This is a genomic window from Halomonas sp. GFAJ-1 (assembly GCF_000236625.2).
GTDB lineage: Bacteria > Pseudomonadota > Gammaproteobacteria > Pseudomonadales > Halomonadaceae > Vreelandella.
In genome coordinates, this window is the sequence record NZ_AHBC01000012.1 from 1 (window position 1) to 12,744 (window position 12,744).

Consider the following 12,744-nt stretch of genomic DNA (forward strand, 5'->3'; position numbering starts at 1 on the left):
GAACCACCTGATCCCTTGCCGAACTCAGCAGTGAAACCGCTTAGCGCCGATGGTAGTGTGGGGTCTCCCCATGCGAGAGTAGGTCATCGTCAGGCACTTATTAAGAAAAATCCCCCAGGGCTGATGCCTTGGGGGATTTTTTTATGCGTGAGGGGTAAGTGGTGAGGCGTAAGGGAGGAATCGTGAGTAGGAAATGCCACACCTCATACTAACGTGCGGTTTTCTGGTGTTTTATGTCAAAATGTAGCATTTCAAGGAGGAATGCTATGACACAAATGCAGTGGAATCAGTTGCTTTCCCCCCAGCGCCTTCACGATAATCGCACTGATAGTACCCGTGAAATAGGCCGCAGCCCCTTCCATAAAGATCATGATCGTATTGTATTCTCTGGTTCTTTCCGGCGTCTTGGGCGAAAGACCCAGGTGCATCCGCTGACTGAAAATGACCATATCCATACGCGCCTGACCCACTCACTAGAAGTTGGCTGCGTTGGTCGCTCATTGGGTATGATCGTCGGAGAGCTGCTACGCGATCGTCTGCCTGATTGGATAACCCCTGCTGATCTTGGGGTAATCGTTCAAACCGCCTGCTTAGGTCATGATATTGGCAACCCACCGTTTGGTCATGCTGGCGAATACGCCATACGTGACTGGTTTCGACGCGCCCAGGGAAGCGGTCTGCTAGATGGACTTTCAGAGGCTGAGCGGGAAGATTTATTGACCTATGAAGGTAATGCTCAAGGATTTCGGGTAATTACCCAAATTGAGTACAACCAGTTCAATGGGGGGATGCGGCTCTCTGCGGCAACGCTCGGTACACTGCTTAAATACCCATGGACAGTGCGCTATAGCGGCCGGGCGGGCAAGTTTGGCTGCTATCAATCTGAGCAAGCACTGTTAACAGAAGTGGCAGACGCCGTTGGTTTACTTCCCCAGGGGGAGCAGCGCTGGTGTCGCCATCCGTTAGCATGGCTTGTCGAAGCAGCTGATGATATTTGTTATGCCTTGCTCGACCTGGAAGATGGGTTGGAAATGGGCATCTTGCGCTATGAAGAGGTGGTTGAAATACTGCGGCAAATTGCCGGTGAATTTCCGCCTGAATACGCAGATATGGAGCGTAGACAGGTTTCCCAGCGTCGACGCATCGCGCTGCTAAGAGGGGCAGCCATGGAACGTGCTGTGAACGACGTAGGTGCTGTCTTTGTAGAGTATGAACAGGCATTGTTGAGTGGAACGCTAGGAGAGGACTTGCTTGAGCTGTGCCACCCAGATTTGGGCTGGGGCGTGCGGGCAGCCAAACAATTAGCCCGTGAGCGTATCTTCCAGAATGAGCGTAAAGCGAAGCTGGAAATTGGTGCTTACACCACGCTGGGTATTCTGTTGGAAGCCTTTATCGGAGCAGCCCACGAGCTGCACCACACGGGAAAAAGCTCTTTTAAACATCAACGAGTGTTGGCGTTAATTGGTGAAAACACACCGCTGCCATCTTGGACGTTATACGACAGTTATCGACGAATGCTGGACTTTATCGGTGGGATGACGGATCACTACGCGGTGGATTTAGCTCAGGAGATGGGAGGCCGTTTACGCGGCTACTAACGCATGCCTACACCGAGGGCTCGCGTAAATGCTTCAGCTCCATCAGTCGCGCGCGCTCGAGGAGAATGTGAATCACTCGATCGTGGATGGCATCGCTCATCTGGCCTGGGGTTAACTCTGTCAACTGGCGGGCAAGGTGCTCGCCGCTGACCACCAAAATATCCGGCGATGCTTCGCTGGTATCGATTTGCCAGCCGGGTAATACAAGCACTCCTCTAACGGGTACAGGCACACCACAGCGTCGCTCCAGCCACTGAGTTAACCAACTGACCCCTTGACGTGTTTTATGCAAGGGGCGACGCTCCTGCCAATGAGGGAAGCGCAGACGCTCGCGTTCAACCGCGACGCTGTTTATCTCTTTACCATCAGTACCGATCGCCAGCGCCCGAGCCCGGGTTTCTACTACAAAAATACCATGGGGTGTCACCACTACGTGGTCGATGGTAAAGCTATCGGTAGGGACATCGTGAAAGACATAATAAGGGTGCGCTTCGGGCCTTACTAAGCGCTCTAGTTCTTGGCCAACGGCTAACTCGCAGGCTAGGCCGAGCTTAAGCCGACGAATACGCTGGTAATCGCGAATTAACAGCAGGGAAAACGCTAATACCAACAGCGTGCTTAGTAAGCCATAAAGTGCCCACTCCACCCAGTCCTGCTGCTCAACAAATAGCATCCTACCCATGCCATAAACCAGCGGCGCAAGGCTTATAATAGGACCCAATGCACCGTTTAGAAATAGGCTTGAGAAAGCTTTGTCCAGACGGTGCCTTAGCGCTTGTCCAGGTTCACGCAGTGGGGCGTCAAACGGCGAGTGAACGCGGGCGTCGTGTAAGCTCCGCAGTGCTAATACGATGCCGCCCATGGCCGCCATGGGGAACAGAAAGATGAGCGGTAGCAGGTATTCCAGCCAAACCATTGCAGTGCCTTGCCCTTTAGCAGTTTACTTACGTAAACCGACATCATAGAGGTGTGTTAGCCGCCCGCCAACTTTACTTGGTAGCCGAGCGACGTTAACGCTTGCTGCAGTGTCTCGCGATGATCGCCCTGAATTTCGATCACGCCATCTTTAACGGCACCACCCGTGCCACAGCGTTTTTTCAATGTCTTAGCGAGTGTTTTAAGTTCTGTGTTATTCAGAGGTATGCCACTGATAGTCGTGACGCCTTTGCCTTTACGGCCGCTAGTTTCACGGCGAATACGCACAATGCCGTCCAGTGCAGCGAGGCGCTGCTGTTCGCTGGCGATCTCACAGCGGCAGTCATCGATTGACTCGCGGCAATCTGGGCAAGTTTTTCCATGCTCGGTTGAGTATACAAGCCCTCCAAGCTGGTCACGTAAAGAAGCCATGCTAGTTCCCTGTTGAGTGTTGAGGCACTGCTGCCAGCCGCCATTCATGTGTCAGCTGCTCCACCACTGCGGGTAGCTGATACATGCTGCTAATCATAATCGCGCCTTCAGGGGTGCTTTCGGCATCCGGAAAACGGTTTAAATGGATAACCGTCATGCCCGCCTGCAGCGCGGCGCGAACGCCGACAAGCGCATCGTCTATCGCAATGCAGTCATGGGCAGCATAGCCCATGATACTGGCTGCGTGCAGATGTAAACAGGGTTCTGGCTTCCAGCAATTGGCGGTATAACCACTAAACAGCCGATTACCAAAATAGTGGGTGAGGCCGGTGGTTTGTAAGGCAGTGCGGATTTTACTCTCTGGGCCATTAGAAACAACCGCGCTAGGAAAGTGGCTTAATGCGTCGAGCGATTCACGGGCGCCAGAGATAGTGGTCAATTCGGTGGCCAGTCGTTCAGCCAGCTTGGCGCGCATCTTATGCTCCATATGGTCGAGCCGCTCGGAATCTATTTCACCATAGCGATGTTGGAGCTCGGCCACGATACGTCGGAAGCGAGTGCCGCGAAACTCCCCAAGATAATCAGAAGCAGCAAACGGCAAGCTGACAGAGTTAAGGCCAATGGCCATCTCTTCAGCTAAAAGAGGCTCGCTATCAACGAGGGTGCCATCACAGTCAAACAGCAAAAGTGGAAGCGGCATTGTCGTTCCTTGGAGCGCAAAGAGCGCTGCCCATGTTAGTTGAAACCGACACACTGCTATTGAACGAGATTTTACGCCCTTTGTGAACACTGTTTTATAATTTTTATACGATAACGCTGGTTGGCCATTATGCACAGATAAGATTGAATGCGCTTTTTCGGCGTTCTTCTGAAGGCATACGCTCTATAGGCTAAGCTGTTATTACTATAAAAAGGAGACCACCCATGCGACTTCCCCCTTGGTTGCTTTCAATTGCGTTAGGCAGCTTACTGTTAGCGGCGGGCCCCACACTGGCTGAGGAAACGGAATCAGACGATACCCAGGCCGAAGCGTTAGACGATGCTGCGTTGGAAGAAAAGTACGGTATTAAGGCAGGCGCGCTGCAGCGTGATGAGTCAGACTCTAGTGGTGCTGAGGTAGGCTCAAGTAGTGTTGAAAGCGATGGGGAAGATAATGCCGAAGGGGGAACCGGTGGTACGGGGAGTGCTGATGACGCTATCGTACAAGGTGAAGATGAGCAGAGTGAGCACGATAGCGAGCAGCACTAGCGGGACAAGCGGCGGGAGTTAGCACTGCTACGGCGGTGGTAGGGCTTCATAGTCTTTTGACTGGTTACCCACCATGGAGCGTAGTTTCCACTCATGGCGCCAAACAGCGCTTTTTGCATAACAAGGCCAGCTTCCATACTGGCCTCTATCTTTTCAGTCACCATACGCTGATTTTCGCGCATCATGGAGGGACTAAAAAAAGGCTTTGTTTGCCATAGCTGTTGACGCATGGCGATGGTCGATAATGAAGAGCTCCATAGCTCAAATGCCATAAATCCCGCTTTCCAGATATCTAGCATTGCTACTGGTGAATTGGGTATTAGGGAAAGAGGAGTCGTGGATTTCATAAGCGTTGTTGCCTCCTTGCTGGACCACGAAACTTCGTGGCTTCATCACCAGTGTTAGCGCATTAATGCTGCGTTGCAATATTTATTCCTTCACTCGTAACCTGTGTTATTAAAAAAGACGACCGGCTGGTCGTCTTTTCGAAGGTGCGTTATCTACACACTTATTTTACTTTGGGAGCCAGTTCGCCGCGCTCATAGTGTAGGAACATTTCTTCCAGGTTAATTGGCTTAATCTTGCTGGCGTTACCCGCTGTACCAAAGGCTTCGTAGCGCGCGATACATAGGTCGCGCATAGCCGTGACAGTCTCTTTCAAGAATTTACGAGGATCAAATTCCGCGGGGTTTTCGGCCAGGAAGCGGCGTACTGCGCCGGTGGAGGCTAGGCGTAGGTCAGTGTCGATATTGACCTTTCGAACACCATACTTGATGCCCTCGACAATCTCTGCCACGGGTACCCCGTAGGTTTCCGGAATTTTGCCACCGTACTGATTGATAACTTCCAACCACTCCTGGGGCACTGAGGAGGAGCCGTGCATCACCAGGTGGGTGTCAGGAATCCGCGCATGAATCTCTTTAATACGCTGAATGGAGAGGGTGTCGCCAGTGGGCGGCTTAGTGAATTTATAAGCGCCGTGGCTGGTGCCGATGGCGATCGCTAACGCATCCACATGGGTGGCTTTTACAAATTCAGCGGCTTCTTCTGGGTCGGTTAGCATCTGCTCCATGTCTAGCTTACCTTCGGCGCCGATGCCGTCTTCCTCTCCGGCCATGCCTGTTTCCAGGCTGCCTAGGCAGCCTAGCTCGCCCTCGACGGAAACGCCGCAGGCATGCGCCATTTCTACGGTACGACGCGTGACGTCGACGTTGTAGTCGTAGTCCATGGGGGTTTTTCCGTCTTCACCCAGGGAGCCATCCATCATGACAGAGGAGAAGCCCAGCTGTATGGAGCGCTGGCAAACCGCAGGGCTAGTGCCGTGATCCTGGTGCATAACGACGGGAATATGCGGGAACTCTTCCACCGCTGCCAAAATCAGGTGGCGCAGGAAAGGGGCACCGGCGTATTTGCGTGCGCCGGCAGAAGCCTGCACGATCACCGGAGAGTCGGTGGCATCAGCAGCTTCCATAATGGCGCGCATCTGCTCAAGGTTATTAACGTTGAATGCTGGAATGCCGTAGCCATATTCGGCAGCGTGGTCGAGCATTTGACGCATGCTGATCAAAGCCATGGGGTCACCTTATGTATGTTTTTGAATCGGGGTTGTCTATGTGCACAGATGCTATGAGCGTGCAGGTTCAGCGCGATGCGTATTAACCGCGTTGGGCAGCTGCTTCGAGCGCGGTGACGGCAGGCAACTGCTTGCCTTCAACGTACTCAAGAAACGCACCACCCCCTGTGGAAATATAGGAAACACGGTCAGCAATGGCATATTTATCGATGGCCGCTAAGGTATCACCGCCGCCAGCAATCGAGAAACCCGCGCTATCGGCGATAGCATGAGCGATTACCCGAGTGCCGTTACCAAACTGGTCAATTTCAAATACGCCCACCGGGCCGTTCCACAAAATAGTACCTGCATCTTTCAGCAAGCTGGCGAGGTGGGCGGCGGTGTCTGGGCCAATATCCAAAATCATTTCGTTATCAGCGACCTGATCAACTGGCTTGACCACCGCCTCGGCAGACTCTGAAAATTCAGTGGCAACGACTACGTCAGTTGGCAGCGGGATGGCGACTTTTTCCATCAAGGCTTTTGCTTGGCCGATTAAATCCGCCTCAAAGAGTGATTTGCCCACATTATAGCCTGCCGCGGCAATAAAGGTGTTGGCGATGCCGCCGCCAACGATCAACTGATCGCACTTGTCAGCAAGCGCGGTGAGCACATCTAACTTGGTGGAGACTTTAGAGCCGCCGACAATCGCTGCCATCGGGCGAGCAGGGTTCGCCAGTGCTTTTTCAAGGGCGTCGAGTTCTTGGGCAAGCAAGGGCCCTGCGCAGGCTTGTGGGGCAAAGCGGGCAACACCATGGGTTGAGGCCTGGGCGCGGTGGGCGGTGCCGAAGGCATCCATCACAAATACGTCACACAGTTCTGCATACTGCTTGGCCAACTGCTCGTCGTCCTTCTTTTCGCCAGTATTGAAGCGCACATTCTCAAGGAGTACGACTTCGCCGTTGGCCAGGTCCAGCGCGGTGTCTAAATACTCGCTAATAAGCGTAACCGGGCGGCCCAGAAGCTCTCCTAAGCGTTCGGCCACCGGCGCTAGGGAAAACTCTTCGCTAGGTTCGCCTTCAGTGGGGCGGCCTAGGTGGCTCATCAGCATGACCTTTGCACCTGCGTTGGCCGCCGCTTGAATGGTCGGCAGCGCTGCCCGCAGGCGCGCATCGCTGGAAACACGGCCATGCTTGATGGGTACATTCAAATCTTCACGAATTAGCACACGCTGCCCTTCCAGGGGCAGGTCAGTCATTTTTTGCACGTTCATGCGAGTGATTTCCTCGTGTTCAAACAGGTGAAAAGTAGTGATGTAGCCCTAGTCAGCGTGTCCCGCTTCTAGAGACGCCAACCGCTGGCTGATATCCAGCATGCGGTTGGCGAAGCCCCATTCGTTGTCAAACCAGCACAGCAGTTTAATCAAGCGCGTGCCTGCGACGCGCGTTTGGGTGGCGTCTAGGATGCCAGAGCGCGGGTCGTGATTAAAATCAATCGATGCCATGGGAGCTTCCGTATAGCCGAGTACACCGGCAAGTCGCTCCGCACTGGCGGTACGCAGCAGAGCGTTGACCTGTTCGGCAGTCGTATCTCGGCGCACACTTAATGCCACATCCATCGCTGATACATTGATGGTCGGTACACGCACATGCAAGCACTCAAAACGCCCGGCTAAGCTTGGCATCAGGCGGCTGATGCCCACAGCTAAGCCGGTGTCTACCGGTACGATCGACTGCATGGCAGATCGGGTCAGCCGCAAATCGGTTTGATGGTAAGCATCAATCACCGGCTGGTCATTCATGGCCGAATGGATGGTGGTGGTGACACCGTGCTCCAGTTCGAGCGCTTCATCCAGTACGGTCAGCAGCGGCACTAAGCAGTTGGTTGTGCAAGAGGCTGCCGAAAGAATGCGCTGGGAAAGCGCTAGCTTGTGTTCGTTAATGCCCCACACAATCGTGGCATCCACATCGCTTTCAGCGGGCTGAGAAAACAGTAGCCGCTTAGCGCCTGCTGCCAGATGTAGTTCCGCCGTGGCACGATCTTTGAAGCTGCCAGAGCACTCGAGCACTAGGTCAATATCCAGAGCTGCCCAGGGCAGCGCCTTGGGGTCAGGTTCACACAGCACGTGGATTCGCTGGCCATTGATCAGCAGCGCTTCGCCATCGTGATCCACGTCGCCTGGAAAACGTCCGTGGGTAGTGTCGTAGCGGGTCAGATAGGTAATCGTTGCGAGGTCAGAAAGCTCATTAATGGCGACCACCTCAAGCTCGGGATGGTTACGCTCAACCAGTGCCCTAAGCACGCATTGACCAATACGCCCATAGCCATTGATGGCGATACGATACGTGGGTGTTGAGTTAGCCATGAGACAGAGCGGCTCTTAAATAAAGTGGCGAGATGATAACGTATTTCAACCGGCGATGCCGATAAGCTGCCAAGCAAGCGGTAGCATCAGAGCGGTTAATATGCCGGTTAAGCTCATGCCGAGTGAGGCAAAAGCCCCCGCCGTTGGGCTGAGTTCAAATGCCCGCACGGTGCCAATGGCATGGCCGTTAAGGCCAAGAGCGAAGCCGATAATTCGCTCATCATCGATATTTAGCAGCTTTGCGCAAAAGCTGACAAACGGAATAGTCACCACGCCGGTCAACAATAGTGCCCCCATCAGCAGCGCCACGCTGCCACCCAGCTGTTCGGTAATGCCAATAGCGATAGGTGCGGTGACTGATTTAGCAGCAATAGAGGCGAGGATATGCTGGCTGCTGCCCATTAACCAACCGATGAGTAAGGCGTAGCTAGCGGCAAGCATCGCCGCGATAGGTAGGCACACCACCAGAGGGCGCCATAACTCACGAATGCGCGGCAACTGCTGGTAGAGCGGCATGCCCAACGCCACGGTCGCGGGCCCTAGCAGTATCGTGAGCCACGTAGCCCCCTGCTGATACGTCGTGTAGGGCACGCCGAGCACCGCGAGGGTCGCTGCTAATAGCAGCGCGGCAATTAAAATAGCCGGTAGCCATGAAGGCTTTTTCAGACGATTGAAGAGTGCGCTGCCAAGTAAAAAAGCGGCAAGCGTTAAACCGACAGCAAACAGAGGGGTAGCGGTTAGGGTGCTCAGAAGACTAGCGGGCATTTGGGCGTCCAATGAGACGTTTGAGCAGCCATAGCGTGGTCATAACGCTAAGCAGCGTGCCTAGTAGCAGCGCAGTTAGCACCGCAAGCCATTCGCCAGCTAGCTCATCCAGCATAAAAAACACGCCGACGACGCCGGGCATAATCAGCATAGCGAGCAGGGCAATTAACGGTTGAGCAGCGGCGGCAAGGCTTGCGGGTACGCGTCTAAGTAGTGCCAGAGTGGCACACAGCAGCAGCATGCCCACCACCCCAGAAGAAACAGGGAGTCCGGAAAAGTGGATCACCACTTCTCCGATTAACCAATAACTAATCAGCCATAGCAGACCGTTTAACGCGGGCATTGCATAACCCGCGCTTGATCAGCCTGCGTAGCGTTAGCCGAGCAGTTCATTAGCCTGTTTGACGATGTTGTCAACCGTAAAGCCAAAGTGCTTGAACAGCTCACCTGCTGGCGCTGATTCGCCGTAAGTGGTCATGCCAATCACACGACCATCAAGGCCCACGTATTTGTACCAGTAGTCGGCGTGGCCTGCTTCAATGGCGATACGTTTGGTGACAGCTTTAGGCAGTACACGCTCACGATACTCCTCTTCCTGGCCGTTATAACGGAAGGTTGAAGGCATGGAGACAACGCGTACGGCTTTGCCCTGCTTTTCCAACTCAGCGGCAGCGTCCATGGCCAGGGAAACTTCTGAACCGGTGGCAATCAGGATAAGCTCGGGCGTACCGTCACAATCTTTCAAAACGTAACCGCCGCGCTGAATTGAGGCCAGCTGCGTTTTGGTGCGTGACTGGTGGGGCAGGTTTTGGCGTGATAGCACCAGCGCCGTGGGCCCGGAGTGGCGTTTAAGGGCGGCATCCCAGGCGGCGACGGTTTCGACGGCGTCACAGGGGCGCCAAGTGTTCAGGTTGGGCGTGGTGCGCAGGCTGGTTAGCTGCTCAATTGGCTGGTGGGTTGGGCCATCTTCACCCAAGCCAATGGAGTCGTGGGTAAACACGTAAATAGCCTGCTTTTCCATCAGCGCTGCCATGCGTACCGCGTTACGCATGTACTCCATGAAGATCAGGAAAGTAGCGCCATAAGGCACGAAACCGCCGTGCAGCGCGATACCGTTCATGACCGCGCCCATGCCGAACTCACGCACCCCGTAGTGCAGGTAGTTGCCGCTGGCATCTTCTGGCGTAATCGCTTTAGCGCCTTTCCAGAACGTCAGGTTAGAGGGTGCGAGATCAGCGCTGCCACCCAACAGTTCGGGCATCTGCGGGCCAATCACGTTCAGCGCTTCAAAGGAGGCTTTGCGTGAGGCAATGCTTTCGCCTTTTTCTTGGGCCTGCTCGATCAGCGCTTCTGTGGACAGGTCGCTTGGCAACTGCGCCTTCATGCGACGCTTAAATTCACGCGCTTCTGCTGGGTAGGCCTCAGCATAGCGTGCAAAACGTGCGTCCCACTCCTGTTGGCGGGTTTTACCTGCATTACGCGCATCCCACTTGGAGTAAATTGGCTCGGGGATATGGAACGGCGGGTGCTCCCAGCCAAGCTCTTTACGTGCCAGGGCCACTTCTTCGTCACCTAGCGGTGCGCCATGGGCCTCTTCTTTGCCCTGCTTGTTCGGGGCGCCAAAACCAATGATGGTTTTGCAGATAATCAGGCTAGGTTTATCGTCGTGGCTCTTCGCCAGCTCAATCGCGGCTTTGATCTCTTCAGGGTTGTGGCCATCTACATTGGGCACCACGTGCCAGCCGTAAGCCTCAAAGCGCTTAGCGGTGTCGTCGGTGAACCAGCCCTTAACGTCGCCATCGATAGAGATACCGTTGTCGTCGTACAGAGCAACCAGCTTACCCAACTGCTGAGTGCCGGCTAATGACGCTGCTTCATGGGAGATACCTTCCATCAAGCAGCCATCGCCTAAGAAACACCAAGTGGTGTGGTCAACAATGGTGTGGCCCGGGCGGTTGAACTGCGCGGCTAAGGTTTTCTCAGCAATCGCAAAGCCCACGGCGTTGGCAAACCCTTGGCCCAGCGGGCCGGTCGTGGTTTCGATGCCCGGCGCGTAGCCGTACTCTGGGTGGCCTGCGGTGGGGGAATGCAGCTGGCGGAAGTTTTGCAGCTGTTCCAGGCTTAATTCATAGCCGCTAAGGTGCAGCAGTGAGTAGAGCAGCATGGAGCCGTGACCATTAGACAGCACGAACCGGTCACGATCAGCCCACTTGGGGTCTTCGGGATTGTGCTTGAGGTAGTCATTCCACAGCACCTCGGCAATATCAGCCATGCCCATGGGGGCGCCAGGATGGCCAGATTTGGCCTTCTGAACAGCATCCATGGAAAGGGCGCGAATGGCATTGGCTAGCTCAAAACGGGACGGCATGGGGGTGCTCCTCGCCTGAAAACAGAAATAATAAAGCCTCTATTGTCGCTGACTTCCCCCGCGGCGGCAAATTCTGCGGGCCGCTTCTGTGAAGAACTCCCAACAGCGTGTAGACTCTGCCTCCCGAAGCGGCCGTAAAAGTTGTCGAGCCGCTTCTTTATACGGGCAGGGAACCTCCTGCCATGATTTCCTGCTGATGCTGCGGTCACTATGCAGCCGTCATACAGAGGGTCGAGTGCGCGATGAGCGAATATTCCCTGTTTACCTCCGAGTCTGTCTCAGAAGGCCATCCTGATAAGATTGCCGACCAGATTTCCGACGCGGTGCTAGATGCCATTATTGCCCGTGATAAGCAGGCGCGCGTTGCCTGTGAAACCATGGTGAAAACCGGTGTAGCTATTATTGCCGGTGAGATCACTACATCTGCGTGGGTGGATCTGGAAGCGCTGGTACGGGATGTGATTACCGACATTGGTTACACCTCATCCGACGTTGGCTTCGATGGGGCAACCTGCGGGGTGATCAACCTGATCGGCAAGCAGAGCGTTGATATTGCTCAGGGCGTTGACCGCTCTAAGCCAGAAGACCAGGGCGCGGGTGACCAAGGGCTAATGTTCGGTTACGCCACCAACGAAACCGATTCGTTTATGCCGGCGCCGATCCACTACTCGCATCGTTTAGTGGAGCGTCAGGCAGAGTTGCGCAAAAACGGCTTGCTGCCGTGGTTGCGCCCGGATGCCAAAAGCCAAGTCACCTTCCGCTATAACGCACAAGGCCAGCCCTGTGGCGTTGACGCCATCGTGTTGTCCACTCAGCATGACCCGGAAATTGACCAGGAAGACCTGCGCAAAATGGTCAAGCGTGAAATCGTCGAGCAGGTGATTCCCGCTGAGTGGCTGGATGAAAATACCCAGTACCATATCAACCCGACTGGCAAGTTTGTGATTGGCGGCCCAGTGGGTGACTGTGGCTTAACCGGCCGCAAAATCATCGTGGATACCTATGGCGGTATGGCACGACACGGTGGCGGCGCATTCTCGGGTAAAGACCCCTCAAAGGTTGATCGCAGCGCAGCCTACGCTGGCCGTTACGTAGCCAAAAATGTTGTGGCGGCAGGGCTTGCCGATAAGTGCGAAATTCAGGTCTCTTACGCAATTGGTGTTGCTGAACCCACCTCGGTATCTATTGATACCTTTGGCACTGGCAAAATCGACGACGCGAAGATTGTTGATCTCGTTCGTGAGCACTTTGACCTCCGCCCCTACGCGATTACCAAAATGCTCGACCTGCTGCATCCCATGTACCGTCTTACTGCCGCCTATGGCCACTTTGGCCGCGAGCCGTTTGAGCACAGCTACAGCTGGGTAGACGACAAAGGCGAAGCACATAAAGAAACCTTTACTGCCTTCCCGTGGGAAAAGACTGATAAAGCCACTTCGCTGCGTCAGGCCGCTGGCTTATAAAGCACATGTGAAGGCAAGCTAGACCTCTTTAAAGTGAA

13 protein-coding genes and 1 rRNA gene are annotated in these 12,744 nt (G+C 54.5%); 4 read left to right on the forward strand and 10 right to left on the reverse strand.

Features of this window, described 5'->3' with window-relative positions; genetic code table 11:
• Positions 1-95: ribosomal RNA gene (rrf, locus tag MOY_RS16625) — 5S ribosomal RNA — on the forward strand; the annotation flags it as partial.
• A 171-nt stretch (positions 96-266) separates the two neighbouring features.
• Positions 267-1,598 (forward strand): deoxyguanosinetriphosphate triphosphohydrolase, encoded by a 1,332-nt coding sequence (locus MOY_RS03510; protein ID WP_009096585.1) that lies wholly within the window; start codon positions 267-269, stop codon positions 1,596-1,598.
• A gap of 7 nt (positions 1,599-1,605) precedes the next feature.
• Here the strand turns inward: MOY_RS03510 and MOY_RS03515 are convergent, their stop codons facing one another.
• Genes MOY_RS03515 through MOY_RS03525 form a run of 3 tightly spaced genes read right to left on the reverse strand, consistent with a single transcriptional unit; the run spans position 1,606 to position 3,645 of the window.
• A complete protein-coding gene (locus MOY_RS03515) occupies positions 1,606-2,514 on the reverse strand; it encodes a nuclease-related domain-containing protein (protein ID WP_009096587.1) in 909 nt (302 codons plus the stop codon).
• Between the two features lie 56 nt (positions 2,515-2,570).
• On the reverse strand, positions 2,571-2,945 hold the full coding sequence (locus tag MOY_RS03520) for a translation initiation factor Sui1 (RefSeq protein WP_009096589.1): 375 nt from the start codon (positions 2,943-2,945) through the stop codon (positions 2,571-2,573).
• A 1-nt stretch (position 2,946) separates the two neighbouring features.
• Positions 2,947-3,645 (reverse strand): HAD-IA family hydrolase, encoded by a 699-nt coding sequence (locus tag MOY_RS03525; RefSeq protein WP_009096590.1) that lies wholly within the window; start codon positions 3,643-3,645, stop codon positions 2,947-2,949.
• A gap of 224 nt (positions 3,646-3,869) precedes the next feature.
• Here MOY_RS03525 and MOY_RS03530 point away from each other — a divergent pair, with 224 nt between their 5' ends.
• Positions 3,870-4,193: a hypothetical protein gene (locus MOY_RS03530; RefSeq protein ID WP_009096591.1), complete on the forward strand. Its 324-nt coding sequence runs from the start codon at positions 3,870-3,872 to the stop codon at positions 4,191-4,193.
• Here the strand turns inward: MOY_RS03530 and MOY_RS03535 are convergent.
• The 7 genes from MOY_RS03535 to tkt all read right to left on the reverse strand — a co-directional run bounded on the left by MOY_RS03535 (position 4,190) and on the right by tkt (position 11,243).
• Positions 4,190-4,540: a hypothetical protein gene (locus MOY_RS03535; protein WP_035539958.1), complete on the reverse strand. Its 351-nt coding sequence runs from the start codon at positions 4,538-4,540 to the stop codon at positions 4,190-4,192. The two genes, MOY_RS03530 and MOY_RS03535, sit on opposite strands and share 4 nt — an antisense overlap.
• A gap of 161 nt (positions 4,541-4,701) precedes the next feature.
• Positions 4,702-5,766 carry a class II fructose-bisphosphate aldolase gene (fba, locus tag MOY_RS03540; protein ID WP_009096593.1) on the reverse strand — a complete coding sequence of 355 codons (1,065 nt, stop codon included), beginning with the start codon at positions 5,764-5,766 and terminating at the stop codon, positions 4,702-4,704.
• 82 nt (positions 5,767-5,848) lie between these two features.
• Entirely contained in the window at positions 5,849-7,018 is a 1,170-nt protein-coding gene (locus MOY_RS03545; RefSeq protein ID WP_009096594.1) for a phosphoglycerate kinase, read from the reverse strand.
• 48 nt (positions 7,019-7,066) lie between these two features.
• Positions 7,067-8,110, reverse strand: coding sequence for a type I glyceraldehyde-3-phosphate dehydrogenase (locus tag MOY_RS03550; RefSeq protein ID WP_009096595.1), 1,044 nt, complete (start codon positions 8,108-8,110; stop codon positions 7,067-7,069).
• Positions 8,111-8,155: 45 nt separating this feature from the next.
• On the reverse strand, positions 8,156-8,875 hold the full coding sequence (locus tag MOY_RS03555) for an LrgB family protein (RefSeq protein ID WP_009096596.1): 720 nt from the start codon (positions 8,873-8,875) through the stop codon (positions 8,156-8,158).
• Complete coding sequence (locus tag MOY_RS03560; RefSeq protein ID WP_009096597.1) at positions 8,865-9,218, reverse strand: CidA/LrgA family protein; 354 nt, start codon at positions 9,216-9,218, stop codon at positions 8,865-8,867. Before MOY_RS03560 ends, MOY_RS03555 begins: the two co-directional genes overlap by 11 nt.
• A gap of 33 nt (positions 9,219-9,251) precedes the next feature.
• On the reverse strand, positions 9,252-11,243 hold the full coding sequence (tkt, locus tag MOY_RS03565) for a transketolase (protein WP_009096600.1): 1,992 nt from the start codon (positions 11,241-11,243) through the stop codon (positions 9,252-9,254).
• A gap of 242 nt (positions 11,244-11,485) precedes the next feature.
• Here tkt and metK point away from each other — a divergent pair, with 242 nt between their 5' ends.
• On the forward strand, positions 11,486-12,706 hold the full coding sequence (metK, locus tag MOY_RS03570) for a methionine adenosyltransferase (protein WP_009096602.1): 1,221 nt from the start codon (positions 11,486-11,488) through the stop codon (positions 12,704-12,706).
• The last annotated feature ends 38 nt before the right edge of the window (positions 12,707-12,744 follow it).